The following is a 26374-nucleotide window of genomic DNA, read 5'->3' as shown; positions in this document are numbered from 1 at the left end:
GCTTCAATCGACGCAGACACGGGCGCGTGTCGCCACTCGCTACGACAAGCACGGCGCCAACCGCCAGGCCACCCTCGACCTGATCGAGATGCTCGACTGGCTGCGCGCCGTACCTGACCGTAAAGAGCCGCGAGACAGAACCTAGCTGTCCATGTTCACGATGTCCGGGTGGTCGAGCAGGAACTGCGCGACCCGGTCCTGCTTGACCGCCGTGAAGAAGTCCTCGGCCAGGGACGCCGGGCGGAACTCCTCGCCGAGGTAGCCCGTGTTGTTGGCGGGGTTCTCGTACTTGCCCCCACCGGGCAGCTTGACGGTGACCATGTCGTCGACGTTGACGTCCTTGAGCGCCAGCGCCCAGTCGATCGGGCTGTTGCCGCCACCGGCGAAGGTCAGCGACTTGCCGGCCGCGTTCAGGATCTTCGTCATCTTGCCGACGTCGGTGATGACGCCCTTGCTCATCGCCTCTTTGGCCATGGCCTTGATGAACTGCTGCTGGTGCCGCTGCCGGTCGTAGTCGCTCATCGGGACACCCTCGACGTTCGGGTACCGCTGGCGGACGTAGTCGAGCGCCTGCCACGGCTGGAGCCGGACCGGCTTGGTGCTCTTCTTGTAGTACGCCTGCGGGCCGGTGTAGGGGTGCTCGCACTTGGAGGTCACCGGGCAGCCGGGCTTGCGCGGGCGCTGCCTGCCCTGGGGAGTCAGGTGCTCCGACTTCACGTCCATGTCGATGACCATGGACACGCCGCCGAGCGCCTCGACCATGTCCTTGAACCCGCCGAAGTTGATGATCGCCGCGGCATCGAACTGCTCGATCCCGGTGTAGTTGCGCACCGTCTTGGAGAGCAGCTTGAAGCCGTTCGTAACGTCGATCTTGCCGTTCACCTGGCTACCGAGCGCCATCGCGGAGTTGATCTTCCCGCGGTGTGCCCGGACGCCCGACTTCGAGTCGGCGGGGATCTCCACGTAGAGGTCGCGGGGCATCGAGAACAGGTACGCCGTGCTCATGTCGGCCGGAATGTGGGCGATCAGGATCGAGTCGGACAGCGGCGGGGTCTCCGGCTTACGCGGGTCGATGCCGACGAGCAGGATCGTCAGCGGGCCCTTGATGTCTTCCTTCCTCGTGGCGGCCTGTGCGGCATCGCCTTCGAGCAGGCCCTCATTGGTGATGCCGCCGGTGTACTTGGCGATCAGGGTCTGGCCCGTGATCAGGGTGCCACCACTGACGACCATGAGGACGGCGCCGAACGCGGCGCACAGTCGCGCCCACAGGGGTGTGCGCCGCTTCGCTGACCTAGGCAACCGTTCTCCTACCCCTGCTCCGACATCGAACACGCATGATCCCACGACCGTACGTGGCCGGGGCAACCGTCTGGATGGCCCGAGTGGCCGGTGCCACCCTAGTCCCTTACGGCTGTCGCTCCCACCGGGTTCGATCCGTGGTGTTTACAGAATCAGTTAACAGTCCTAATAATTAGCCATGCGTCGATCCGTTCTCCTGGCCACGGCAGCGACCCTGGCCGCCGCGGGCTCCCTCGTCTACGTGGCCTCCACCGCGAATGCGGCCGTGGCCTGTGCTCCCGCCTGGAGCGCCTCCTCCGTCTACGTCAAGGACAACGTCGCCTCCAAGGGCGGCAACAACTACACCGCCAAGTGGTGGACCCAGGGCGAGGACCCGGCCCTCAAGAGCAGCCAGTGGGACGTGTGGGTCAACAACGGCGCCTGCGGCGGTACGACCAACCCGTCCCCGTCGGTGACCAGCCCATCCCCGTCAGCGTCGACGAGCCCGTCCACGTCGCCGTCCCCGAGCACGTCGCCGAGCCCGTCCACCTCACCGAGCACCCCGATCCCGGTCGGTGGGCTGCCCAAGCACGCGCTCATCGGATACCTGCACGCCAGCTTCGCCAACGGCGCCGGGTACCTGAAGATGGCCGACGTGCCCGCCGAGTGGGACATCATCAACCTCTCCTTCGGTGAACCGACCAGCGTGACCTCCGGTGACATCCGGTTCACCCTCTGCCCGGCAGCCGAGTGTCCCGGCGTGGAGACCGAGGCCCAGTTCATCGCCGCCATCAAGGCCAAGCGTCAGGCCGGCAAGAAGGTGCTGCTCTCCATCGGCGGGCAGAACGGTCAGGTGCAGCTCACCACCACGGCCGCCCGGGACCGGTTCGTCAGCTCGGTCAGCGCGATCATCGACAAGTACGGCCTGGACGGCGTCGACATCGACTTCGAGGGCCACTCGCTGTCGCTCAACACCGGCGACACCGACTTCAAGAACCCGACCACCCCGGTCATCGTCAACCTGATCAGCGCCCTCAGATCACTCAAGGCGCGGTACGGCGCCGGCTTCGTACTGACCATGGCCCCGGAGACGTTCTTCGTCCAGCTCGGCTACCAGTACTACGGGTCGGGCCCGTGGGGCGGCCAGGACCCGCGCGCCGGGTCGTACCTGCCGGTCATCCACGCACTGCGCAACGACATCACCGTGCTGCACGTCCAGGACTACAACTCCGGCTCGATCATGGGCCTGGACAACCAGTACCACTCGATGGGCGGCGCCGACTTCCACATCGCGATGACCGACATGCTGCTTGCCGGATTCCCGGTCGCCGGCAACACCGCGAACGTGTTCCCGGGGCTGCGCGAGGACCAGATCGCGTTCGGAGCGCCCAGCTCGGTCAGCGCCGGTAACGGGTACGTCGCTCCGGCCGGTGTGCAGCAGGCAGTGAACTGCCTGGTCAAGGGCACCACCTGTGGCGGATACACCCCGCGCAGCGGCCTCAACCCGAACTTCCGTGGCCTGATGACGTGGTCGATCAACTGGGACCGCTTCTACAGCTGGGAGTTCAAGAACAGCCACGAACCGTTCCTGAACGCTCTCAACTGATTTCTTCCGTACCGATTTTCGCCCGGACCGATGAGTTCGTGTCGGTGGCCCGGTCTACTGATCGAGACCACCGACACGAAGGGCCACCACCATGGCGAAGGTCATCTCCACCCTGTTCATCGCGGCCGACGGCGTTGCCGAGATCGACCCGGACTGGCACTTCCCCTACTTCGACGAGAACATGGGCCGCGCGGTCAGCGAGGACTACGACACCGCGGACGTGCTGCTGATCGGGCGGAACACATACGACAGCTTCGCCGGTGCCTGGCCGGAGCGGGAGGCCGCCGGCGGTGACGACGCGCCGTTCGCCAAGCAGCTCGGTGACATGCGCAAGGTGGTCGCCTCCCGGCAGGACCTGAAGTTCACCTGGCGTAACTCGGAACTCATCGACGGCGACCTGACCGACGCCGTCCGGGCGCTGAAGGCGGACGAGAGCATCAAGGGCATCCTCATCCCGGGGTCCCTCGACGTCGTGCATCAGCTGCTCGCCGCCGGACTGATCGACGAGCTGCGGCTGCTGGTGCACCCGGTGGCCGCCGGTAAGGGCGAGCGGCTGTTCGCCGAGGGGCGCCCGGTCCAGCACCTGAAGGTGCTGGCCACGGAGGCCTACCCGACCGGCGTGCTCCGGGTGATCTACGCACCCGCGGAGGCCCCCGCGCCGGCCGGATACTCCGACGTCAAGGACTTCCCCGAAGGGAAGTGACGTCATCCGGGGATCAGCTCTGCTTGGTCTCCCAGAAGATCTTGCTGATCTCCTCGATCTTCGCGAGCAGCCGGTCGGCGACCGCCGGGTCGATCGAGCCCTTGGCGCCGCCGGCTCCGGCCAGCTTGGTGGCCTCGTTGAAGAGCTGGTGCAGCTGCGGGTACTTCTCGAAATGCGGTGCCTTGAAGTAGTCGGTCCACAGCACCCACAGGTGGTGCTTGACCAGTTCGGCCCGCTGCTCCTTGATGATCAGCGCACGGGTGCGGAACTCGGGGTCCTCGTTGGCCTGGTATTTCTCGGCGATCGCCCGGATCGACTCGGCCTCGATCCGGGCCTGGGCCGGGTCGTAGACGCCGCACGGCAGGTCGCAGTGCGCGCTGACGACGGTACGCGGGGTGAACAGGCGGGGCAGTCGCATCAGTTTCCGTTTCCGTTTCCGTGTTCGTGTGTGAAGAACTCGCGGTCATGGTGCACGAGCCGTCCCCCGGCCGGGCCGAGCAGCACCTCCAGCACCGTGGCGACCACGACGGTGGAGTCGCCGACCGGGATCAGGTGCAGCGGTGCGGCCCGCAGGCTCGCCTGGGCACCGGGCAGGACCGGCTCACCGGTCGGCAGCACACTCCAGCCCTGCTCGGGGGTGAACCGGGGGCCACCGGTCCGGGCAAAGTCACGAGCCAGACCGGCATGCCCGGCACCCAGGAGATTGACGGTGAAACTGGGCGCCTCCAGGATCGCCCGCGCCGAGCGGGAGCCGATCACCGAGAATGAGAGCGCGGGCGGATCGACCGAGACCGACGCCACACTCGACGCGGTCAGCCCGGCAGGGCCGTGCGGTCCATGCGCCGCGATCACCGCGATGCCGGTCGGATAGCGGCGGAAGGCGGCCTTGAACCGATCGCCGAGGCCGGTCTCGATCCTGCTCAACACTGGTTCCTCACCTCGCCCCTCGCCGCCGACGGAAACGACGTTAAATCCTCAACCTTAATTGAGGTCAACGGCCGGGGCCCGGCGTGCCGGGAGGCCCCGATCACATCACTCAGCGACGGTCGGTGCGTTCGCTGCTCGTCGTCTCGTTGCCCCCGCGGTCGTACGCACGGAGCTGGACCTTGAATTCTGGGCCGTGGTTCTCCGGGTCGATGGTGAAGCTGTAGGCGCTCCCGGCGTCGGTGGCCACCACTTCACCGTCGACCAGGAGTTCGACACCATCGATGCCGTTGAGGTCCCACGACTTGGCCTTGATGCGGCCCCTCGGCGGGCGGCGGTGGTGGCACCGCGAGCGCGGGTGTGGCGGTGAGCAGATGGCCGCGGCCGCAGGGGCCAGGGCAGACAGCATTTTCACTTCGCATTCCCCCGTGTCTGAAGTAGACGATCTCAGGCTATCGACCGACCGTGAGGCGCGCGACCCGCTCCGTGACAGGCGCGGTAATGAGGTATGCCTATCCGGATGCGGGAAATCCACCCTCACGCTCACCGCCAACGGCCTGATCCCGCAGGTCATCGGCGCGCGCATGGACGGCAGCGTGACCGTCGCCGGCCGGGACACCGCCGGTACCCCGGTCCCCGCCCTGGCCCGTGACGTGGCCATGGTCTTCCAGGACCCGGACGCCCAGATCGTCACCGCGAGCGTCCTCGACGAGGTCTGCTTCGGGCCCGAGAACCTGCTGCTCCCCGCCGCCGAGGTACTGGACCGGGCCGAGGAGGCACTGCGCCGCGTCGGCCTGTGGGACCGTCGCGACGACGACCCGGACCGGCTCTCCGGCGGCGGCCGGCAGCGCCTCGCCATCGCCTGCGCGCTCGCGTTGCGTACCCCCGTGCTGGTCCTCGACGAACCGACCGCGAACCTCGACCCGGCCGGGGTCGACGAGGTCTACCGCACGCTGCGGGAGATCGCCGCCGGACGGGACCGCGCGGTGCTGCTGGTCGAGCACGACCTGGACGCGGCCATCGACTTCGTCGACCGGATCATCGTGCTCGACGCCGCCGGGCGGGTGGTGCTCGACGGCCCGGCCCGGACGATCGTCACCGGCCACGTGGACGAGCTGGTCGAGCTCGGCGTGTGGCTGCCGGTCGCCACCCTCGCGGCGCTGCGGTTGCGGGCGGCCGGGATCCCGCTGGAGCCTCTGCCGCTGACCCCGGCCGAGCTTGCCGCCGGCCTCGACACGGTTCCCGGGCTGCCGGCTCCCGTGGTCCGGCCGGCAGTTCCGGTCATCACCGAGACCTCGGTGCGGGTACGCGGGATGACCGTCCACCGCGGACCGAAGGCGGTCCTGCACGACATCTCGCTGTCCATCGGATCCGGCGAGTTCGTCGCGGTGGCCGGCGCCAACGGGGCCGGCAAGACCACCCTGGCCCAGGCTGTCGCCGGGGTCATCGGGGTGCCGCGCGGGACGGTCGAGGTGACCGGGCCGGCCGGGTTCGTGTTCCAGAACCCGGAGCACCAGTTCCTCACCAACCGGGTCGACGACGAGCTGGCGTACGGGATGAAGGTTCTCCGGCGGCCGCAGACTGAGATCGACGCGCGCGTCGAGGACCTGCTGGACCGCCTCGGCCTGCGTGAGCTGCGGGCCGTGCACCCGTTCCTGCTGTCCGGCGGCCAGAAACGCCGGTTGTCGGTCGGCACCGCCCTGGTCACGCAGCCGAAGGTGCTGGTACTCGACGAGCCTACGTTCGGCCAGGACCGGGAACGCGCCGCCGAACTGCTCGACCTGCTCGACGGCCTGCACGCGGACGGCACCACGATCGTCGTGGTCAGCCACGACATGCATCTGATCGCCGAGTACGCGACCCGGCTCCTGGTGCTGGCCGGCGGCCGGGTGATCGCCGACGGGACACCAGCCGACGTGTTTGCCGACGCGGGCGTGCTGGCCGCCGCGGGGCTTCGTCCGCCACCGATCGCCCGTGCCGCCCGTGCGCTCACCCGTCATCCCGGCTGGCACGGGCTGACCCGGCTCGCCGATCTGCCCGCGCTGGCGACCGCCCGATGAGCGACTCGATCCGGTCGCTGCGTTCGTACAACCCGGTGGTCAAGACGCTTGCGCCGGTGCCCGCGATGATCGTCGTGGCGCTGTCCCGCGATCTGTGGACACCGGCCGCGATCGGTGCGATCGCGCTGCTCATGCTGCTGATCGGCGGTGGCCCGCGCGGGCGGACGCTGTTCTGGACCCTGGCCGGGCCGCCGCTGCTGGTCGTGTTGCTGACCGTGTCGTTCGGGGTGTGGACGGACTCGGCCCGCGTCGGCCACACCACTGCGCTGCTCGAGATCGGGCCGTTCACGCTCTGGTCCGGCGCGCTGTTCACCGGGCTCGCCACCGGCCTGCGGGTGGCGGCCGTGATGCTGCTGGCCCTGATCGCGGGTCTCACCACCGACGGGCCTGACCTGGTCCGCTCGATGGTCGCGCATCTGCGGGTGCCGTACCGGGTCGGGTACGCCGGGTTCGCGGCGATGCGGTTCGTGCCCCGGTTCCAGCGCGACCTGGAGATCATCCGGCTGGCGCACCGGGTTCGTGGCGTGGACGGCGCACGCGGGCCGGTGGCCACCCTGCGGCGGTACGGCGGCTATGCCGTACCGCTGCTCGCCGGAGCCATGCGGCACGGTGACCGGGTCTCGCTCGCGATGGAGGCTCGCGGATTCGGCGCGCACCGGACCCGGACCGAACGCCGCCGGGTGCCGCTGCGCCCGCGCGACGCCGTGCTGGCCGCCTGGCTGCTCGCCGTGTGTTTCGTACCTCACCTCTCTGGAGCCCTCGGATGAAGACCTTCACCACCCGTTACCTGATGGCGTGCGCGGCGATCGGCGCCGCCACCGGCGTCCTGCTGATCCCGGCCAACTTCGTCGGGTTCGCCGTCTCCGCGACGTTTCCGCTGATCTACGCCGCGATGGCCGGTGTGTGATTCCTCGGACCGGTGATCGCCCTCGCCGTACTGCGTCGTCCCGGGGTGGCGTTGGTGACCATGTTCCTGGCCGGCATCATCGCCGTCGCGTCCCCGGCCGGGCCGAGCGCCATCGTCACCAACCTGATGGTCGGTGCCGCACTGGAGGCCGGCTTCCTGATCACCCGCTACTGGATCTGGCGGCCCTGGCTGTTCTTCCTGACCGGGGCGCTGTTCCAGCTGTACTACGCGCCGGCCTCGTTCGCCTTCTACAACATCGGCGACATGGCGCTCGCCGCCCAGATCGCCTTCGTCGGCCTGCTGTTCGTCAGCACGGCCGCCTTCACCCAGATCGGCCTGGTCGTCGCGAAACGGCTGACCGCGGCCGGTGTGGCCCGCGGCATCGCGCCGGTACCGATGTCAGCCGCCCGATGAGCCGGTTCCGCTGCCGCTCTTACCCACGACACCCGTCTTGATGGTGCCGTTGGAGACCGGGCCGGTCGCCGGAAGGCCGAACGACTTCCGGCCCGCCCGGTCGCCCGGGGAGATGTAGGCGCCGTCGGCGTCCAGCAGCGTGCCGGGCCGGAGATCCCGGGAGTACGACGGGGAGTGCCAGAGGAGGAAGGTGCCGGCCCCGGTGTACCCGTCGTCGCAGTACTCCTCGTCGACGACGGTGCCTTCCTCGTCGGCGCAGTAGAACACCTCGTCCTCGTACGCGTCCTCGTCCTCGTCCTCCGGCTCGGGCCCGGACTCCGGCTCGACGTAGGGATCGTCGGCGGAGGTCACCGTCTCGTACTCCACGACCTCGGGTTCCGGACTGTCGCAGGCGGCGGCACCACCGGCGGCCAGGGCGAGGAAGCTCGCCGTCAACGCTACGCGGCGTGAGCTCATGCGACGCACAGTCATGTGATCAAGCTAGGGCACATCCGCCAGCAGATCATGTGAGTGACACCTCCGAGCGCCGCCCGAGCGGACCGGCCGGACGGTCGGTATCTTCCTGCGCGTGTTCATCGGACGCCGAACCGAACTGCGGGAGCTGCGGACCGCGCTCACCGAGAGCGGGGTGTGCGTGCTGACCGGTCCTCCCGGGATCGGCAAGTCGGCGCTCGCCACCGCGTACGCCTCGGACGGCGTCCACCCCGGCGGGGTCTGGTCGGTCAGTCTGTCCGGCAGCAGTGCCGACCCCGGCGAGATGGCCGCCACCCTGGCCGCCGGACTTCGCGCCCGGATGGGCAATCCACAGGTCAGCGACGTCCTCGAGGTCTTCGCCGAGCGGATCGCGGCCGAACCCGGCCCGAGCCTGCTGATCGTCGACGACATCCCCGGCGGGCACACCGGTGACCTGGTCGACTGGCTCAGTGTGCGCCCGGCCGGCCGGCGCCTGCGTACCGTGCTGATCACCAGCCGGGGTGTCCCCGGCGTCCCGGCGCCGGTGCTCGACCTCGGGCCGATGGCCGGCGACGACGCGGCCGGAATCCTCGGCACCGAAGGCGGCCCGGAGATCGCCGAGCTGGTCGGCGGACACCCGCTGGCCCTTCGCCTGGCCGCTCTCGCGCTGCGCAAACACAGCGCGGCCGACCTGGCCGACCGGCTGGCCACCGCCTCGTCACCGCTCACCATGCTGCTCCGCGACCGGTTCGACGGACTCGGCGAGACCGCGTGCCGGGTGCTGCGATACTCCGCACTCAGCTCACCGGCCGCCATGCCGCCCGGACTGCTGCGCCTGCTGCTCGGCCGGCCCGGCGCCGAGGAGGCCGTCGAGGAACTGCACCGAGAGCTGCTCGCCGAACCGGTCGACGGTGCCTGGCAGGTGCCCTCGCTGGTCCGTGACGCGGCCCGGCAGCATCTGCCGCCCGTCGACTGGACGGCACTGGCCCGGCGCCTCGCCGACGCCGTCATCGACCATCCGTGGTCCGATCCGGTCGAATCGTTCCTGGTCAACCGGCATGCGGCCCGGCTCTCCGGCCGTCCCGACCTGCCGCCGGCCATTGTGGACCGGCTGCACCGGCGGGTCACCGCACTGCGCGAACCGCTCCTCACCCTCGCGCACCACCGGGAACTCGCCGGACGGCACTTCGACGACCCGGCCGTGCTCGTCGAGGCCGCCGAGATCATGCGCGCCTGCGGTGAACCCGGGGAGGCGCGGGACTGCGCCGAACGCGCGGTGCCGCTCGCCACCGATCCGGCGCTACGGCACCGGGCCCGGCTCCTGCTCGCCGAAGTCCTCGACGAACTCGGCGAGACCGGCCGCGCCGACCATCTGTGGACGCTGCTGACCTCGGAGGACGACACCGCGCTGCCGTACCTGCGGTCGCGGCGGCTCCGCGGCCGCCACGACGAGGCACGGCAGGGGCTGACCGAGCTGATCGACCGGCTCGGCATCCGGCAGGCGGTGTTCGACCAGGTGCAGCAGGCTCAGCTGGAGCTGGCCCGCAACGAGATCGAGGAGGACGCTCATCCGGCCGCCCGGCGACGGGCTGCCGGTGTCGTCGCGGCGCACGCGTACCCGGGCCTCAACGATCACGTCACCGTGGCAGAGGCCGTCCGTGTGCTGATCGACGCACGCCTCGTCCCGCCCCTGACCGACTCGAAAGAGGATCGGCCGATCTGGGAGGAGACCGCTCGTGAGCTGCAAAGACTCCGTGATCGTTACGTCGTCAGTCACGGCCCGCGGCACAGTCTGACCCTCGCGCTGACGGTCGCCCACGCCGAGGCGCTGACCGCACTGGGCCGGCCCGGCGAGGCACGGAAAGAGCTCCAGGCGGTACGTGACGACGTGCTCGACCGGTTCGCCCCCGAACATCCCGCTCGTTTCCGGGCCGAGTTGATGCTCGGTTTCACCGCCGCCCGCAGCCGGCGCAACGAGGACGCGGCGGAACACTTCGAGGGCGCCTTCCACGGCTTCCGCACCGCCGTCGGGGACACCCACCCGAACACGCTCCGCGCCGAACTTGCTCTCGGCGTCGCCCTCAAACTGACCGGCCGCCGCGGCGCGGCCCGGCACATGCTGCACGTGCTGCGCCGGGCTCCCGGCAGCGTCGGCATCGGTACCGATCTGTTCCTGCAGAGCGCCTTCGGCTCCGGCCTGGCCGTCTTCCCGTCCTGGCTGTGGCGCCGCCTGACCCCCCAGCCCCGCGAATAACTCCGGCTGCACACCACCGCTGTCTCAGCGGGCTCGAGACAGCGGTGCCGTACAGCTGGGGGTTCGGCGGTGGCGGAGCATCGGGATCAGCATGGCCGGGAACATCAGGATGTGGCCGGCGGTCATCATTGTGCCGCCGGAGATCAGGTCCAGCCAGTACGGGAGCAGCAGCACCACGAACGGGACGTACATGGCGGCGCACATCTCGAGGATGTGCGGCCAGTCGTGTTTGCGGATCCGCATCCACAGCGCCATGCCGATCGCCATGTTCGTGGCCATCACCATGGCGTGCGCGTCCGGATGATCGTGCAGGCCGGGCAGCGCGAACGACCAGATCGGGCCGAGCGCGAACATGCCGGCGAACATCGCGATGACCATTTCCAGGTAGTGACCGAGGAATCGAAGCATGCCGACGATGGTCCCGGCCGGACGGCGGGAAGCCGGGTGCCGAAGGTCATGGTCGAGGGTCACGACCGGGCATGAGCAGGCCCAGCGCCCGCGCCCGGAGCGCCGCCTGGGTACGGTCCCGGACCCCCAGTTTGGCGATCACGTTCGTGACGTGGTTCTTCACGGTGCCCTCGGCGAGGAACAGCGCCGCCGCGATCTCCCGGTTGCTGCGGCCGCGGGCCAGCAGGTCGAGCACCTGGAGTTCCCGTTCGGACAGGGGATCCACCAGCGGCTGCGGCGGCGCGGGAGCGGCCGGGTCGGGCAGCGCGGCGAACCTGGCGACGACCTTGGCCGCCACCGACGGATGCAGGATCGACTCGTCGCGTACGGCAGCGCGCACCGCCTCCAGCAGCCGCTCCGACGACACGTCCTTGAGCAGGTAGCCGACGGCCCCGGCGCGCAGGGCGGCGAACACGTCCTCATCGTCGTCGAACGTGGTCAGGGCGATCACCCGGGTCCCGGGGTGGTCGGCGCGGATCCGCCGGGTGGCCGCGATCCCGTCCAGCACCGGCATCCGGAGGTCCATCAGCACCACGTCCGGCCGGAGTGCCGCGACCTTTCGCAGCGCCTCCGCACCGTCGGCGGCCTCGCCGGCCACTTCGATGTCGTCGTGCACCCCGAGAAGCACCGCGAGCGCTTCGCGGAACAGCGCCTGGTCGTCGGCGAGCAACACCCGGACGGTCATCCCGGAACCTCCATGAGCAGGGTGGATCCGCCGCCGGGCGCGGGCGTGAGACTCAGTGTCCCGCCCAGGCCGGCGGCGCGTTCGCGCAGGCCGAGCAGCCCGAACCCGGAGTCGCCCGTGGAGAACGTCCCGTCGTCGCGGACCTCGAGGCGGACCGCCGCCGGCCGGGTGTAGTCGAGAACCACCAGAGCACGGCTGGCACCCGCGTGTCTGCGTACGTTGGTCAGGCCCTCCTGAGCAGCCCGGAACAGCGCCTCCTCGGCGTCGGCGACCAGGCTGCGGACGGTCCCGCTGACGTCGACCTCGGTGGGCACGCCCGCGTCACCGGCGAGCGCTCGCACGGCTTCCGGAAGCGGCGGCCGGCTCTCCCGCAGCGCGCTCACCGACCGCCGTACCTCGCGCAGCGCCTCCTCGGCCTGATCCTGTGCCTTGATCAGCATGGTGTCGGCGCGCTCCGGATCGGGGGCGAGCACCGCGCGGGCCGCCTTGATCTGCATCTGCACCACGGTCAGCGCGTGCCCGAGGCCGTCGTGGATGTCCCGGGCGACCCGGTTGCGTTCCTGCACGGCGGCCAGCCGCTCGGCCTGCGCCGCGTACTCGCGAAGCCGCTCGTGCGCCCGGGCCAGCTCGGCTCTGGCCTGCTGTTCGCGCATCAGCACCTTGGTCAGGACGACCCCGAACCCGGCCGCCGCGAACAACGCCACGCCTTCCCGCAGGCCCTCGTCGAGTTCCATGCCCGCGTGCAGCAGCGGCAACGGCAGCACCACCACGGCGACGGCCGGCAGCGGCAGCAGCTGGGTGGCCCGGATGGCCAGCACGACGAGCATGAGCGTGGCACCGACGGAGGCGGCGGAGAACGCGAAGACCCCGAGGCCGAGCAACGACAGCACCGCGATGTACGCGTACGCGTATCGCCGCTGCCCGCCTCGCTCGACCCGGCCGTACCCGAAGGTGGCCAGCAGCACGAACGCCGCCGCCGGGGGCAGCGAGTACGGTGACCGGCCGTCACCGAGCACGTCGATGACCAATGTGGTCAACGCGGCCACGGTCAGCGCGGCCATGGCCTTCTTCACCCGACCACTGTCCGTCACTACTCTCCGTGCGGTCAATCCATCCCGGAGTGTCGGGTACGAGACGACCCGATCCGCGGGCACTCGCCGCCCGTAACCATGCGTAATAATCTCTGGGCCGCTCTCGAAGCGGTCACTACTGGGGCTGTGGAAGGAGTGGCACTGGTGGCGGGATTGGCGGATGCCCGGCGGCGGGCCGGGTTGACAGCGCTCTACCTCGGAATCTTCGCGACGATCTGGCTCAGTGTGCCGGCGGCCGGGCCGCCGCTGGGCGCGGTGCTGGTGGCGGCGAGTGTCGCGGCGTTGATGACAGCGGGTGCCGGTGGCGCGCTTGTGGTCCGGGCGCGTACCGAGGGCCCGATGACCCGGGACGCGGCCGGCGACCGGAAATACCTGGTGATCTTCGCGGCCGAGCTGGCGGCGGCCGGCTTCGGTGCAGTGCTGCTCGCGGTGACCGGCCGGTCCGCGTACATCCCGGTGCTCATCGGTGCGGTCGTCGGCGCGCACTTCTGGCCGCTCGCCCCGGTGCTGCGCGATCCGGCGCTGCGGGTCCTCGCGATCCTGGTCTGTCTGGCGGCGTTCGCCGGTCTGATCGCCGGCGCGGTGTCGTCGGTGCCGCCGGGCACGGTGGTCGGTGCCGGGGTCGGGGTGCTGCTGCTCGGGTACGCGATCGGCGCGCTGATCCGCGGTGCCATGACATTGCGGGCGACGCCCGGCTGACGCGTGACCGTTCCACGACGGGGCGGCGTGGAAAGGGGCTTTTGTCGTCGAGTGCCGGTAGGGTACGGGTTTCCAATACCTAGGACGCGTAGAGACCACCTAGGACGGCCCGTGGAGAAGCTGACGCGCCCCGATCCGGCGACGCGCGACGTCGACCGGCTCGCCGAGTTGTTTCCGACGGCCGTGACCGAGGTGGCCGACGCGTCCGGCAGGCTGACCCGGGTCGTCGACTTCGAGCTGCTCAGGCAACGTCTCGGTGGAGGCGGCGAGGACGGCCGGGAACGTTACCGGCTGGAGTGGCCGGGCAAGCGCCGGGCGCAGCAAGCGGCGCGGGAGCCGGCCACCGGAACGCTACGGCCGGTGCGGGAGCAGTCGCGGGATTTCGACCGCACCGGGAACCTGCTGATCGAGGGGGACAACCTCGACGTGCTGAAGCTGCTGCAGGAGTCGTTCCTCGGCCGGATCAAGGTCATTTACATCGATCCGCCGTACAACACCGGCAACGACTTCCTGTACGACGACGACTTCTCCCAGACGCGGGCCGGTTACCTGACGCGATCCGGGCAGGTGGACGGCGACCGGCTGCCGCTGGTGGCGAACCCGGAGACCGGCGGCCGGTTCCACTCCGACTGGCTGAGCATGATGTACCCGCGGCTGCTGCTCGCCCGTGACCTGCTCACCGACGACGGGGTCATCTTCGTCTCGATCGACGACCATGAGATCGACAACCTGCGGAAGATCTGCGCGGAGATCTTCGGGGAACGGAACTTCGTCGCACAGATCATCTGGCAGAAGGTCTACGCGCCGAAGAACACCGCCCGCTGGTTCTCCGAGGACCACGACTACATCCTGGTCTTCGCCCGGAACAAGGACCGCTGGCGGCCGCAGCCGCTGGCCCGTACCGAGGAGATGGAGGCGCGGTACCGCAACCCGGACGGCGATCCGCGCGGGCCGTGGAAACCGGAGAACATGTCGGCCCGCAACCGGTACGACGCCGGCGTGTACCCGATCACCACGCCGTCCGGACGGGTCATCGAGGGGCCGCCGCGCGGCAGCTACTGGCGGATCTCCCGGCAGCGTTTCGACGAGCTGAACGCGGACGGCCGGATCTGGTGGGGTGCCGGCGGTGACAACACTCCGGCGGTCAAACGGTTCCTCTCCGAGGTGTCGGCCGGGCGCACCCCGCAGACGCTCTGGTCGTACCGGGAGGTCGGACACACCCAGGACGCCAAGCGGAGCCTGCTGCGCTACGTCCCGTTCGAGCACACCGCAAACGTTCTGAACTCCGTCAAACCGGTCGAACTGCTGCGGCGGATCCTGCAGCTGGCCGGCCGCCCCGGTGACGGTGACATCGTGCTCGACTTCTTCGCCGGCAGCGCGACCACCGCACACGCCGTGCTGGTGCAGAACGCCGCGGACGGCGGTAACCGGCGGTTCGTCGGCGTGCAGATCCCGGAGCCGCTGCCGGTCGCCGAGCACGGCCTCAGGTCGATCTTCGAGATCGGCCTCACCCGGATCCGGAACGTGGCCGCCGAACTCGACGCGTCGGGCGCCTCCGGTGACCTGGGCTTCCGGGTGCTGCGGCTGGACTCGCCGAACCTCGTCGACGCCCGGGTGCCGCCCGGCGAGCTCGACCAGGACGCGCTGACGTCGTACGCCGATCGGGTCAAACCGGACCGGACGGGTGCGGACCTGCTGTTCCAGGCACTGCTGGACGCCGGCCTCGACCCGGGCCTGCCGATCTCGGCCGCTGACGGGATGTTCGTGGCCGGCGCGGACGAGCTGGTCGCCTGCTTCGACCGGACGATCACCCCGGCGGTGGTACGGACGATCGCCGCGCGACGGCCACGGCGTGCGGTCTTCCGGGAATCGGGGTTCGCCGACGACGCGACCAGGATCAACGCCGATCGGATCTTCGCCGAGCTGTCGCCGTCGACCGACGTGAAGGCCGTCGGATAGGTGCGGCTCCAGTTCCGCGTGCAGGAGTTCCAGACCGTGGCGGTGCACGCGGTCGCCGACTGCTTCGCCGGGCAGCCGTACCGGCGGCCGGGCACCCGCAACGCCCCGCTCGAGCTGGACCCGGCACGGTTGCTGGCGAACGTGCGGGCCGTGCAGGAACGGGCCGGACTGCCGCTGTCGGCGACCCTGGCCGGCAGCGACGCGGCGCCGGACGCGCCGAACCTGGACATCGAGATGGAGGCGGGCACCGGGAAGACGTACGTCTACATCAAGACGATCATGGAGCTGCACCGGCGGCACGGCTGGTCCCGGTTCATCGTGGTGGTGCCGGGTGTGGCGATCCGCGAAGGCGTGCGCAAGGCGTTCCAGGTCACCGCCGAACACTTCCGGCAGGCGTACGGGACATGCCCGCGCCCGTTCACCTACGACTCCTCCCGCCTGCACGAGCTGGAGAGGTTCCGCACCGGCGCCGGTATCCAGGTCATGATCATCAACCTGCAGGCGTTCAACTCGGCCACCCGTGAGAACCGCCGCATCTACGAGGAACTGGACGGATTCGCGTCGCGCCGGCCGATCGACGTGATCAGCGCGTCCCGGCCGATCGTCGTGATCGACGAACCGCAGCGGATCGGATCGGCCCGCTCACTGGAGTCACTGAGCCGGTTCGGCCCGCTCATGGTGCTGCGCTACTCGGCGACCCACCGTGCCCGGCACGACCTGGTGCACCGCCTCGACGCCGTCGACGCCCACCGGCGCGGACTGGTCAAACGCATCGCCGTCGTGGGTGTCGACGGTGAACCCGGACCCGCCAAACGGCGCGTGCAGATCCGCGAGGTGATCCGCGCCCACCTGGACCGGGAGCGGGAACTGCACGAGCGCGGCATCAAGGTGCTGTCGCTGCTCTTCATCGACCAGGTCGTCCGGTACCGGGACTACTCGCGCCCCGACCAGCTGGGCGACTACGCCCGGATGTTCGTCGAGGAGTACCGCGCCCAGACGGCCGGCGAACCCGGCGGGCCGTACCGGCGGTACCTCGACACGATTCCGGTCGAACGCACCCATCAGGGCTATTTCGCGATCGACCGGCGAACGGGCCGGATGGTGGATGCCGACGCCTCCGATGTGGACGCGTACCACCTCATCCTCCGCGACCGGGAACGTCTGCTCTCGATGGAGGAGCCGGTCCGGTTCGTGTTCTCCCACTCGGCGCTGCGCGAAGGCTGGGACAACCCGAACGTCTTCGTCATCGGCATGCTCAAGAGCAGCGACAACACCGTCTCCCGGCGGCAGGAGGTGGGCCGTGGCCTGCGACTCGCGGTGGACCAGCGCGGCGAACGGGTCGACGGCGTCAACGAGCTGACCGTGGTGGCGGACGAGTCGTACTCGGCGTTCGTGGCCGCGCTGCAGGCCGAGGGCGAGACCGGGGAGATAGCCGAAGGGCGGCGGCCGGTCCGCCGCCGGCCCGAGCCCCGGGACGACCCGGCGCTCGCCCTGGTGGAATTCGACTCCGCCGCACTGGTGCAGCGGTGCGTGACGGCGCTGGACGCTCATCTGACCGTGCCTGCCACCAGGTACACGGTGCAGACCGCAAGCGGCGAGCGCACCTACGACGACCGGCCGGACGACCGGATCGACCTGCTCGGCGAGATGACAGCCCGGACCGGGCTCACCCGCCGGACGGTATGCGCCATCCTGGCCGGCCTGCGGCCGGTGACCTTCGCCCTGTACCGCAACGATCCGGCGCTGTTCGTCCGCGAAGCCACGACGATGATCAACCGCGAGATCGCCGCGGCGACGGCCTCCCGGACACCGCGGCCTCGTGCCGCGCGACCCCGCGCGAGGGACAGAAAGAATCCGGTACCTCTGGACCTGACCCCCGGGCAGTGAGGATGATCAGTAAGACATCGACGTCGTGTCGCCGGCCGGTGACGATCCGCACGCGCCGCAACTCGGTGATCAGGAAGGACGAGCCGAAATGAGCGACTTCTCCACCCGTCTCCGCCGCGCCACTATGGCCGAGCACCGGGAGGCCGAGACTCGAGGCTTCATCTCCCGCCTGATGGCCGGCGAGGTTCCGATGGCCGGGCTCGTCGCCCTCACCGCCCAGTACCTCGCCGTCTACCGGGAACTGGAAGCCGCCGCCGACCGGATGCGCACCGAAGCCGGTCCCGTCTCCGGGTTCGCCGACCCGGCGCTCACCCGGGCCCCCGCTCTGGAGGCCGACCTGGCACACCTCCACGGAGCGGACCGGGAGTCGACGATCACCGTCCTGGACTCGACCCGCGCCTACACCGACCGGCTGCGCAACCTCGCGGCCACCTCACCCACCCACTTCATCGCCCACCACTACGTCCGATACCTGGGCGACCTCAGCGGCGGCCAGATGATCGGGCGCACCCTGTCCAAGCATTACGGGCTGGGCGAGGCCGGCACGTCGTTCTACCGCTTCGAACGGATCCCCGACCCGCGCGCCTACAAGATCGCCTACCGTGAGCGCCTCGACGCACTGCCTCTGACCGAGGACGATGCCGTCACCCTGATCGGCGAGGCCCAGGCGGCCTTCCGCCACAACGCGGCCGTTTTCGCGGAGCTGGGCAACCTGTACCCGGACAAGCCGGAAGACCTGGCCCGCGCCGCCTGATCCGTCACCGGCCCGACTCGGGACGAAGGGCCCCGCCCTCGGCCGGTGGCTGCTCGGACGGTCAGGTCGGACAGGAACCGGCGATCATGCGATCATCCGCAGATGTCCGACGAGAAGCTGCGCCGACTCACCGCGATGCGCGACTGCGACCGGATCCTCTCCGGTATCCGTCCGAAGACCATGCGGGACCGGCTCGCCGATCTGGAGGCCGGTGGTGATCTGGACGGATGGCCGGACTTCTACGGCGACGGCCCGGTCGAGGCCCTCGAGGAGCGGGTGGCCGGCCTGCTCGGCACACACGCCGCGGTGTTCTTCCCGACCGGCACGATGGCGCAGCAGGTGGCGGTGCGGTACGGCGCCGACCGAACCGGCATCCCGGCGGCGGCCCTGCATCCGCTCGGCCATCAGGAGGTGCACGAACGGCATGCGTACGCCGCGCTCACCGGCCTGCGCGGGATCGCCTCCACGGATCGGCCGTGCAACCCGACCGCCGCGGAGATCGTCGCGCTGGCCGAGCCGCTCAGCACCGTCGTCTTCGAGCTGCCGCTGCGGGACGCCGGATTCGTGCTGCCGGACTGGGACGAACTGGTGGACGCGGTCAAGGCCGCCCGTGCGATCGGCGCCCGGGTGCACTTCGACGGCGCCCGGATCTGGGAGTCGACACCACATCTGGGACATTCGCTGCGGGAGGTGGCGTCGCTGGCGGACAGCGTCTACGTCTCCTTCTACAAGTCGATCGACGGGATCAGCGGGGCGGTGCTCGCCGGGACCGAGGACCTCGGCCGGTACGCCCGTGCCTGGCGCCACCGGTACGGCGGGACGCTCTTCCAGCAGTGGCCGGCGGTGCTCATCGCGATGGCGGGCCTCGACCGTGAGTTGCCCCGGCTGCCGGAATATGTCGCGCATGCCCGTACGATCGCCGATTCTCTGGCCGCCCTGCCGGGGGCGAAGGTCTTCCCGCAGCCACCGCACACCCATCAGTTCCGTCTGTGGCTGCCCGGTCCGGCGGACGCCCTCAACGAGGCCGTGCTGACCATGGCCGAGCGGGACCGGATCTGGTTCGCCGGCAACTGGCGGGACGCGGACGTGCCGGGCTGGGCGATGACCGAGATGACCGTGGCGGGGCCCGCTCTGGACTGGACCGCGGACGATGTCGCCGAGGTAGGCGCCCGATTGCTGGCCGAGCTTCCGCCATCTGTTCCGTAGATCGCACCACACCTGCGCCCACCGGTGAGCCGTAAGTCACCCCGTGCATGGGAGGTCCGGAAAGCGGCTCTGGCAGGGCCGACTGCCTGCGGTGATCAACTAGGACTTGTCGGAAGCGGTTTGTACGCCTACGCTGCCAGCAGCAGGAAAGCGCTTTCCTATTAACCTCCGGAGGGATGCCGAATGGCAGCGCGTAGATCGATCGGAATCGTCGTCAACGGTGTCACCGGCCGGATGGGCTACCGGCAGCATCTGGTTCGCTCCCTTCTCGCCATCCGTGAGCAGGGCGGCGTTCCGCTCGCCGGCGGCGGGCACATCTGGCCCGAGCCGATCCTCGTCGGCCGCGACCCCGACAAACTCGCCGCCATCGCGGCCCAGCACGGCCTCACCGAGTGGACCACGGATCTGGACGCGGCGCTCGCCCGGCCGGACGCGGAGATCTACTTCGACGCCCAGGTGACCTCGCAGCGGGAGAAGGCGATCCGCCAGGCGATCACCGCCGGCAAGCACGTCTACACCGAGAAGCCGCTTGCCGAGAGCTCCGCGGCCTCGCTGGAGCTGGCCGAGCTGGCCACCGCCGCGGGCATCAAGAACGGCGTGGTCCAGGACAAGCTGTTCCTGCCCGGTCTGCGCAAGCTCAAGCGCCTGATCGACGGCGGCTTCTTCGGGCAGATCCTTTCGGTACGCGGTGAATTCGGCTACTGGGTCTTCGAGGGGGACTGGCAGGTCGCTCAGCGTCCGAGCTGGAACTACCGCCTCGCCGACGGCGGTGGCATCGTGATGGACATGTTCCCGCACTGGAACTACGTGCTCGAGGAGCTGTTCGGCAACGTCCGCACGGTCCAGGCGACCACGGCCACCCACATCACCAAGCGGGTCGACGAGCGCGGCGAGGAGTACGCGGCCGACGCCGACGACGCCGCCTACGCGATCTTCGAGCTGGAGGGCGGCATCATCGCCCAGCTCAACTCCTCCTGGACGGTTCGGGTCAACCGGGACGAGCTTGTCGAGTTCCAGGTCGACGGCACCCACGGCAGCGCCGTCGCCGGCCTGCGCGGCTGCAAGATCCAGCATCGGGCGAGCACCCCGAAGCCGGTGTGGAACCCGGACCTGCCGCTCACCGGTAAGTCGTTCCGCGACGAGTGGACCGAGGTGCCGGACAACGAGGAGTTCGACAACGGCTTCAAGGTCCAGTGGGAGGCGTTCCTGCGGCACGTCGTCGCGGGCGAGACGTTCCACTGGGACTTCGAGTCCGGCGCCCGGGGTGTGCGCCTGGCCGAGGCCGGCCTGCAGTCGGCGCGCGAGGGCCGCCGGATCGCGATCGGGGAAGCCTGACATGAGCATCGTCAACCTGCCCGGCGGGCGGGCACTGACCCTCTCCACCGAGGCCGGGTGGGGTCCGCCGGCCGCCCCGCCGAGCAGGCGGATCGCCTATGCCGCGGCCCACGTGGTGGCCGACCCGTTCGCGGAGAATGCTCCGGGCGCACCGGCCGCCCTTGACTGGGAGTCCACCCTGGCCTTCCGGCGGCACCTGTGGTCGTACGGCTTCGGGGTCGCCGAGGCCATGGACACCGCCCAGCGCGGCATGGGCCTGGACTACACGGCCACCCGGGAGTTGATCAGGCGGAGCTCGGCGGAGGCCGCCGCGCACGGCGGCCGGATCGTGGCGGGCGTCGCCACCGACCAGCTCGCGCCGGGTGCGGTGACCCTCGACCAGGTCCGCGCCGCCTACGCCGAGCAGCTCGCCGACGTCCTGACCGCCGGCGCCGACCCGGTGCTGATGTGCAGCCGGCACCTCGCTGCCACGGCCCGGGACGCCGACGACTACCTCAGCATCTACCGTGAGCTGCTGGACGCCTCGGACAAGCCGGTGGTGCTGCACTGGCTCGGCACCGCGTTCGACCCGGCGCTCGAGGGCTACTGGGGTTCGTCCGACGTGGACAAGGCCACCGAGACCGTGCTCGAGCTGATCAACAGCAACCCGGCCAAGGTCGACGGCATCAAGATCTCGCTGCTCGACGCCGACCACGAGATCCGGCTGCGCCGCCGCCTGCCGGACGGGGTCCGGATGTACACCGGCGACGACTTCAACTACCCGCAGCTGATCATGGGTGACGAGCAGGGGTACTCGGACGCGCTGCTCGGGATCTTCGCGGCCATCGCGCCGGCCGCCGCCGGGGCGCTGGAGGCCTTGGACCGGGGCGACCGTGAGACGTACAACCGGTGCCTCGATCCGACGGTCCCGTTGTCCCGGCACATCTTCCAGAAGCCGACGTTCTACTACAAGACCGGCATCGTCTTCCTTGCCTGGCTCAACGGTCACCAGGACCACTTCACCATGGTCGGCGGCCTGCAGTCGGGACGCTCGGTGCCGCACTTCGCCAGGCTGATCGAGCTCGCCGACGACGCCGACCTGTTCCTCGATCCCGATCTGGCGGCCCACCGGGCGAACCGGTTCTTCGAGGTGGTGGCCGGATGAGCAGGTTCTCCTTCAACCAGATCACGGCCAAGCACTGGGAACTGACCGACCTGGTCAAGGGTCTGGTCGAGGCCGACGTCGACAAGGTCGCGCTGTGGCGCGAGCCGGTCGCCGAATACGGCCTGGAGCGTTCCGCAGCCCTGGTCCGTGACGCCGGCCTGACCGTCACGACGCTCTGCCGCAGCGGCTTCTTCCAGCTCGACGGCTGGTTCGACGAGAACCGCCGGGCCATCGACGAGACCGCCGCCCTGGGGGCCCCGGTCCTGGTACTGGTCTCCGGTGGCCTGCCGGAGGGCTCGAAGGACATCGCCGGCGCGCGGGCCCACGTCGCCGACGCGATCGCCCAGCTGGTCCCGCACGCCGCGGCCGCCGGGGTGACCCTGGCGATCGAGCCGCTGCACCCGATGTACGCCGCCGATCGCTGCGTCATCAACACATGGGACCAGGCGATGGCCATCGCCGAGCAGCACCCGGCCGGTCAGGTCGGTGTCACCGTCGACACCTATCACCTGTGGTGGGACGACACCGTGCTGCCGAAGATCGAGGCCGCCGGCGACCGGATCGCGATCTACCAGCTCGCCGACTGGATCACCCCGCTGCCGGCCGGCGTCCTCACCGGCCGGGGCCTGCCGGGTGACGGCTGTGTCGACATGCGCGCCTTCCACACGGCGGTCGAGAAGGCCGGGTACACCGGCCCGATCGAGGTCGAGGTGATGAACGAGGAACTCTGGCAGCGCCCCGGCCGGGAGATCCTGGCCGACACGATCGCCGGCTACCGGAGCATCTGACGCTCGCCGGCGCCGGTGAGACCACCGGTTCGCGGTCAACGACGCCCGCGAACCGGTCCCCGGCCGATCACGGCAGGACGGGACCGGCCGGAGAGCCTAGGTTGGTGGCATGGTGTTCGATCAGGTGCTCGCCGAGCGGATCCGCGACGGCCTCGGGGACGTCGGCGGCGTGACCGACCGCGAGGGAGGCGATACGTGGCGGGGATAGACACCCCGGCCGGCTACACCCGCCTGGAACGGATCGGCACAGGCGCGGCAGCCGACGTCTACCGGGCCTGGGACGAGCGCGCCGGCCGCTGGGCGGTTCTCAAGCTCTTCCACCGGTTCGTCGGCGGACGTTCTGAGGAGGCGGCCTTCGCCACGCACATCGCCGCCTCGGTCGGTCTGGGACGCAATCCGGCGATCGTGCCGGTCCGGGCGGGCGGGATCACCGCGACCGGCCGGCCGTGGCTGGCGTTCGACCTGATCGAGGGCCGCATCCTGGCCGAGGTGCTCCGCGACGATCCGCCGTCCCCGGCCGACGCTCTGCGGCTGACGATCACGCTGGCGGACGCGCTGGTCTGGGCACATTCGCTGCGCCCGCCGATGGTCCACGGCCGGATCCGGGCCGGGCACATCCTCGTCGCCGCGTCGGGCGTACCGATGCTCACCGATTTCGCCGTGCCGCGGCCGAACCGGGTGCGGACGCCGGGCGGTGACGTCACCGATCTGGCAGCCCTGTTGTTCCTGGCCCTCACCGGCAATCCGTGGCCGGGCCGGGGCGAGGCCGACGACCGGATCATCGGCGACTGGCCGGGCCTGACCGAGTTGTTCGACGAGGTCCTGACGCCGGTGCCGGCGATCGATGCGATGGCGGTCTTCGTCGATCGGCTGCGGCGGGTGCTGGGCCCGGAGGGCGTCGTGAGCACGCCACCGGCCGTTGCGGTGCCGAAGATCGAACCGACGATTCCGGGGATGCCGTACGGACCCAAACGCCTCTTTCCGCTGCTGGGCCTGATGTCGCTGCGGCCCGGCCGGCGAGGACAGCGCCCGCCGGACCGGTGACCCGCTTGGGGCTGGTCGTGCTGCTCACCGCACGTACAAGGTGCCGGACATCGCGGTCAACTGCGAGAGCTAGGGCTCTGTGAGCGCAGTTCCACCAGCAGGCCGTCCCGGTCGGTGAGGACGGCACCCAGGATGCGCCGGCCGGCGGCCAGCAGGTCGGCGACGTCCGGGGTGCTGAGGGCATACATGACGAGCGCCCCGTCCCGGAACGAGGTGACGATGCCGGCCCTGCGCAGGACCGCGAGTTGCTGCGACATGTTCGACGCCTCCACGTCGATCTCGGCGAGCAGGTCGCGGACCGGCCGGGGGCCGTTCTGGAGCAGCTCCAGCACCCGGATCCGGACCGGATGCCCGAGCGTCCGGAACATCTCGGCCTTCGCCTGGTACAGCGGCACTGACACGTCGCGCCCTCTCCGCCGAGATTCCAGCTCTACCGGCATCCAACCGCTGAGGCGCGGGCATGGTTACGGCGTACCGCAGAAGTTGCTCCATGCATGCGCGCGCACGACGGACCGCTACCTGAAGCGATCAGCAGTTTCGGAGTTGCAGAAATCTTCAAGTCGGTCGTCGCACAAACCATGAACCCACGCTGTGCGGTCACCGAGGCGCACGCGGTGTGCGACCGCTTCCGTCCGGTGTCGTACACGCTCTGCCGCAGACCCGGAGCGAGTGGAGGATCGATATGCCGGAAATGGACGTAGCGCTCAAGGACGCGATGCAGATCGACGGCGCCATCGGTGTCGCGCTTGTCGACCGTTCCAGCGGGATGGCGCTGGGGGTCGCCGGCGGGGGCCGCGAATTCGATCTCCAGGTGGCGTCGGCCGCGAACACCGAGGTGGTACGCGCCAAGCTGCGCACGATGGAGATGCTCAGCCTGCACGAGAAGATCGAGGACATCCTGATCACGCTGGACACCCAGTACCACCTGATCCGGCCGTTGACCGGACGTTCCGGGCAGGGGCTGTTCCTCTATCTGGCGCTGAACAAGGACCGGGCGAACCTGGCCCTGGCCCGTCACCGGTTGAAGCGGATCGAGGGGACGCTCGACATCTAGAGTGAGGGTGTGCTCGCGCCCCCGATGGCGGAGATCCGTACCGCCATGATGATCCAGCAGTGGCGGCGGATGACGTTCCTGCACTGGCGGTACCCCGTCGATGCAGTCCGCCCCCTGCTCCCGGACGGTCTTGTCCCCGACACCGACGACGACGAGGTCTGGGTGGGAATGCTCCCGTTCCTGATGGACGAGGTGCGCCCACCCTGGCTGCCGGGGCTGCCGTACCTCTCCACGTTCCCGGAGACGAACCTGCGGACGTACGTACGCGGCCCGGACGGTCACGCCGGGATCTACTTCTTCTCGCTCGACGCCGCCCGGCTGCCCGCGGTGGCGCTCGCGCGGGCCACGCTTCACCTGCCGTACCGCTGGTCCCGGATGTCGCTGCGCACCGACGGCGCCGTGACCGAGTACCGGGGCAGCCGCCTCGCCGAGCCGCGCGGTACCGGGTACCGGCTGCGGGTCCGTGCCGGTGAGCCGTTCCCGATCGAGGAGCTCGGCCCGATCGATCACTACCTGACCACGCAGTACCGGCTCTACACCGTCGTGGCCGGCCGGTTGATCTCGGTCGACGTGTGGCATCCGTCCTGGGTGCTGTACCGGGCCGAGGTGCTGGACCTGGAGCAGGATCTGACGGCGGCGGCCGGTCTGCCGGCCCCGCCGGGCGGGCCACTGGTCCACTCGTCACCGGGTGTGCGGACCCGGATCGGGCTGCCCCGGCTGGTCCGCTGACCGCATTCGCACAGGTGTTCGAGTTATCCACAGGCTGTGTGCACAGCCTGTGGGTTACGGCGCCGAGATGCTTGCTGTGGGGCGAACGCGGCGGACGGCTCAGCTGCGGGAGATCACCGGCTCCCACTGCCCGTACTGATCAGTATCGGTCGTTGGAATCCTGGCGGCGGTTGATCAGCAACCACGTGACAGGCAGCAGGGCCGCCGCGAGAAGCGTCTTCACCACATCGCCGATCAGGTACGGCACCAGGCCCTGGCTCGCCGCGGCGGTGAGGTCCATCCCCGTCGCGAACGCCAGCCACGGCACCCCGACCAGATAGATCAGCGCGTTGCCGGCGGCCATCAGGCCGATCGTGTAGGTCGGGCGGCGGTCCGCGCCCAGGGCCGCGAGCTGGCCGATCAGAGCGGCCGCGAGCACGAACCCGACGAGATATCCGGCGGTCGCCGAGGGCCATCCGGAGGTGCCGCCCGCGAACCACGGAACTCCGAGAATGCCGGCCACCATGTAGATCAGCATGCCGGTGGCGCCGCGTGTGGCGCCCAGAGCCGCCCCGGCCAGCAGGACCGCGAAGGTCTGTCCGGTGATCGGGACGGGCGATCCGGGTACCGGGATGGCGATCTGCGCGGCGAGACCGACGGCGGCGGCGGCGCCCAGGGGCAGGAGCACATCGCGTACGACGGAACGACCCCAGACGTCAGCCAGTACACCGGTCGGTCTCCCGGAAGAGATGCCGAACGCGCTGTAAGTCACAGGGGGGCCTCCTGTCCGTACACGTAGGAGGAACCATAGGTGCCTCCTGCCGTCATGGCATCAGTCTGAGGTGAACCGTGATGCGCTAGTGATCGTTTTCGGGTCGGGGGGGGCCCCGGGGGGGGGGCCCCACCAAACGCGGAGGGGGGGCGGGCACGGGGTTGTTTAAACACAAAAAAACCAACATACAAAAAGAGCCCAC

Annotated in this window: 28 protein-coding genes; 18 read left to right on the top strand and 10 right to left on the bottom strand. The window is 70.0% G+C overall.

Features of this window, described 5'->3' with window-relative positions:
* Window positions 1-141 precede the first annotated feature (141 nt).
* On the bottom strand, window positions 142-1230 hold the full coding sequence (locus tag AB0G04_RS40045; RefSeq protein ID WP_360994700.1) for an LCP family protein: 1089 nt from the start codon (window positions 1228-1230) through the stop codon (window positions 142-144).
* Window positions 1231-1477: 247 nt separating this feature from the next.
* On the opposite strand from AB0G04_RS40045, the gene AB0G04_RS40040 reads away from it, so the two are divergent.
* Both AB0G04_RS40040 and AB0G04_RS40035 read left to right on the top strand, forming a co-directional pair.
* Entirely contained in the window at window positions 1478-2884 is a 1407-nt protein-coding gene (locus tag AB0G04_RS40040; RefSeq protein ID WP_360994562.1) for a glycosyl hydrolase family 18 protein, read from the top strand.
* A gap of 91 nt (window positions 2885-2975) precedes the next feature.
* Window positions 2976-3587 (top strand): dihydrofolate reductase family protein, encoded by a 612-nt coding sequence (locus tag AB0G04_RS40035; RefSeq protein WP_360994559.1) that lies wholly within the window; start codon window positions 2976-2978, stop codon window positions 3585-3587.
* Between the two features lie 13 nt (window positions 3588-3600).
* Here AB0G04_RS40035 and sodN read toward each other — a convergent pair whose 3' ends face one another.
* The 3 genes from sodN to AB0G04_RS40020 all read right to left on the bottom strand — a co-directional run bounded on the left by sodN (window position 3601) and on the right by AB0G04_RS40020 (window position 4920).
* Window positions 3601-4005 (bottom strand): superoxide dismutase, Ni, encoded by a 405-nt coding sequence (gene sodN, locus AB0G04_RS40030; protein ID WP_360994556.1) that lies wholly within the window; start codon window positions 4003-4005, stop codon window positions 3601-3603.
* A complete protein-coding gene (locus tag AB0G04_RS40025; protein WP_360994554.1) occupies window positions 4005-4511 on the bottom strand; it encodes a flavin reductase family protein in 507 nt (168 codons plus the stop codon). Before AB0G04_RS40025 ends, sodN begins: the two co-directional genes overlap by 1 nt.
* A gap of 112 nt (window positions 4512-4623) precedes the next feature.
* Window positions 4624-4920, bottom strand: coding sequence for an Ig-like domain-containing protein (locus AB0G04_RS40020; protein ID WP_360994551.1), 297 nt, complete (start codon window positions 4918-4920; stop codon window positions 4624-4626).
* On the opposite strand from AB0G04_RS40020, the gene AB0G04_RS40015 reads away from it, so the two are divergent.
* Genes AB0G04_RS40015 through AB0G04_RS40000 form a run of 4 tightly spaced genes read left to right on the top strand, consistent with a single transcriptional unit; the run spans window position 4826 to window position 7892 of the window.
* Entirely contained in the window at window positions 4826-6571 is a 1746-nt protein-coding gene (locus AB0G04_RS40015; protein ID WP_360994548.1) for an ATP-binding cassette domain-containing protein, read from the top strand. The two genes, AB0G04_RS40020 and AB0G04_RS40015, sit on opposite strands and share 95 nt — an antisense overlap.
* The gene (locus tag AB0G04_RS40010; protein ID WP_360994545.1) at window positions 6568-7338 is read left to right on the top strand and encodes an energy-coupling factor transporter transmembrane component T; all 771 of its coding nucleotides are present in this window, start codon (window positions 6568-6570) and stop codon (window positions 7336-7338) included. The genes AB0G04_RS40015 and AB0G04_RS40010 overlap by 4 nt, the downstream gene beginning before the upstream one ends.
* Window positions 7335-7478, top strand: a complete 144-nt coding sequence (locus AB0G04_RS40005) for a hypothetical protein (protein ID WP_360994539.1) — start codon at window positions 7335-7337, stop codon at window positions 7476-7478. The genes AB0G04_RS40010 and AB0G04_RS40005 overlap by 4 nt, the downstream gene beginning before the upstream one ends.
* 12 nt (window positions 7479-7490) lie before the next feature.
* Window positions 7491-7892 (top strand): ECF transporter S component, encoded by a 402-nt coding sequence (locus tag AB0G04_RS40000; RefSeq protein WP_360994536.1) that lies wholly within the window; start codon window positions 7491-7493, stop codon window positions 7890-7892.
* Here the strand turns inward: AB0G04_RS40000 and AB0G04_RS39995 are convergent.
* Window positions 7878-8348: a hypothetical protein gene (locus tag AB0G04_RS39995; RefSeq protein ID WP_360994533.1), complete on the bottom strand. Its 471-nt coding sequence runs from the start codon at window positions 8346-8348 to the stop codon at window positions 7878-7880. The two genes, AB0G04_RS40000 and AB0G04_RS39995, sit on opposite strands and share 15 nt — an antisense overlap.
* A gap of 112 nt (window positions 8349-8460) precedes the next feature.
* On the opposite strand from AB0G04_RS39995, the gene AB0G04_RS39990 reads away from it, so the two are divergent.
* A complete protein-coding gene (locus AB0G04_RS39990) occupies window positions 8461-10599 on the top strand; it encodes a hypothetical protein (protein ID WP_360994531.1) in 2139 nt (712 codons plus the stop codon).
* A gap of 24 nt (window positions 10600-10623) precedes the next feature.
* On the opposite strand, the gene AB0G04_RS39985 is transcribed toward AB0G04_RS39990, so the two are convergent.
* Genes AB0G04_RS39985 through AB0G04_RS39975 form a run of 3 tightly spaced genes read right to left on the bottom strand, consistent with a single transcriptional unit; the run spans window position 10624 to window position 12804 of the window.
* Window positions 10624-11007, bottom strand: a complete 384-nt coding sequence (locus AB0G04_RS39985; protein WP_360994528.1) for a hypothetical protein — start codon at window positions 11005-11007, stop codon at window positions 10624-10626.
* Between the two features lie 46 nt (window positions 11008-11053).
* Window positions 11054-11731: a response regulator transcription factor gene (locus AB0G04_RS39980; RefSeq protein WP_360994525.1), complete on the bottom strand. Its 678-nt coding sequence runs from the start codon at window positions 11729-11731 to the stop codon at window positions 11054-11056.
* Complete coding sequence (locus AB0G04_RS39975) at window positions 11728-12804, bottom strand: sensor histidine kinase (RefSeq protein WP_360994521.1); 1077 nt, start codon at window positions 12802-12804, stop codon at window positions 11728-11730. The genes AB0G04_RS39980 and AB0G04_RS39975 overlap by 4 nt, the downstream gene beginning before the upstream one ends.
* 162 nt (window positions 12805-12966) lie before the next feature.
* Between AB0G04_RS39975 and AB0G04_RS39970 the strand changes: the two genes are divergently transcribed.
* From AB0G04_RS39970 to AB0G04_RS39930, 9 genes are all read left to right on the top strand, one after another.
* Window positions 12967-13521, top strand: coding sequence for a hypothetical protein (locus tag AB0G04_RS39970; protein ID WP_360994518.1), 555 nt, complete (start codon window positions 12967-12969; stop codon window positions 13519-13521).
* Between the two features lie 111 nt (window positions 13522-13632).
* Entirely contained in the window at window positions 13633-15480 is a 1848-nt protein-coding gene (locus AB0G04_RS39965) for a site-specific DNA-methyltransferase (RefSeq protein ID WP_360994515.1), read from the top strand.
* On the top strand, window positions 15481-17367 hold the full coding sequence (locus tag AB0G04_RS39960; RefSeq protein WP_360994512.1) for a DEAD/DEAH box helicase family protein: 1887 nt from the start codon (window positions 15481-15483) through the stop codon (window positions 17365-17367).
* Window positions 17368-17455: 88 nt separating this feature from the next.
* On the top strand, window positions 17456-18121 hold the full coding sequence (locus AB0G04_RS39955; RefSeq protein ID WP_360994509.1) for a biliverdin-producing heme oxygenase: 666 nt from the start codon (window positions 17456-17458) through the stop codon (window positions 18119-18121).
* Between the two features lie 102 nt (window positions 18122-18223).
* Window positions 18224-19327: a beta-eliminating lyase-related protein gene (locus AB0G04_RS39950; protein WP_360994507.1), complete on the top strand. Its 1104-nt coding sequence runs from the start codon at window positions 18224-18226 to the stop codon at window positions 19325-19327.
* A gap of 183 nt (window positions 19328-19510) precedes the next feature.
* Entirely contained in the window at window positions 19511-20662 is a 1152-nt protein-coding gene (locus AB0G04_RS39945; protein ID WP_360994506.1) for a Gfo/Idh/MocA family oxidoreductase, read from the top strand.
* 1 nt (window position 20663) lies between these two features.
* Window positions 20664-21806, top strand: coding sequence for a dihydrodipicolinate synthase family protein (locus AB0G04_RS39940; protein ID WP_360994503.1), 1143 nt, complete (start codon window positions 20664-20666; stop codon window positions 21804-21806).
* A complete protein-coding gene (locus tag AB0G04_RS39935; RefSeq protein WP_360994500.1) occupies window positions 21803-22594 on the top strand; it encodes a sugar phosphate isomerase/epimerase family protein in 792 nt (263 codons plus the stop codon). The genes AB0G04_RS39940 and AB0G04_RS39935 overlap by 4 nt, the downstream gene beginning before the upstream one ends.
* 195 nt (window positions 22595-22789) lie before the next feature.
* Entirely contained in the window at window positions 22790-23638 is an 849-nt protein-coding gene (locus AB0G04_RS39930) for a phosphotransferase (protein ID WP_360994497.1), read from the top strand.
* Between the two features lie 56 nt (window positions 23639-23694).
* Here the strand turns inward: AB0G04_RS39930 and AB0G04_RS39925 are convergent, their stop codons facing one another.
* A complete protein-coding gene (locus tag AB0G04_RS39925; protein ID WP_360994494.1) occupies window positions 23695-24039 on the bottom strand; it encodes a metalloregulator ArsR/SmtB family transcription factor in 345 nt (114 codons plus the stop codon).
* A 281-nt stretch (window positions 24040-24320) separates the two neighbouring features.
* On the opposite strand from AB0G04_RS39925, the gene AB0G04_RS39920 reads away from it, so the two are divergent.
* Together AB0G04_RS39920 and AB0G04_RS39915 are read left to right on the top strand one after the other, a co-directional pair.
* Window positions 24321-24692 (top strand): hypothetical protein, encoded by a 372-nt coding sequence (locus AB0G04_RS39920; protein WP_360994491.1) that lies wholly within the window; start codon window positions 24321-24323, stop codon window positions 24690-24692.
* Between the two features lie 9 nt (window positions 24693-24701).
* Window positions 24702-25421: a DUF2071 domain-containing protein gene (locus tag AB0G04_RS39915; RefSeq protein WP_360994489.1), complete on the top strand. Its 720-nt coding sequence runs from the start codon at window positions 24702-24704 to the stop codon at window positions 25419-25421.
* Window positions 25422-25560: 139 nt separating this feature from the next.
* Here the strand turns inward: AB0G04_RS39915 and AB0G04_RS39910 are convergent, their stop codons facing one another.
* Entirely contained in the window at window positions 25561-26172 is a 612-nt protein-coding gene (locus AB0G04_RS39910) for a biotin transporter BioY (protein ID WP_360994486.1), read from the bottom strand.
* Window positions 26173-26374: the final 202 nt, after the last annotated feature.

Origin of the sequence: Actinoplanes sp. NPDC023801 (assembly GCF_040639655.1) — a bacterium.
Classification (GTDB): domain Bacteria; phylum Actinomycetota; class Actinomycetes; order Mycobacteriales; family Micromonosporaceae; genus Actinoplanes.
The sequence above is the reverse complement of the archived record's forward strand: the minus strand, read 5'-3'. Positions and strand labels throughout refer to the sequence as shown.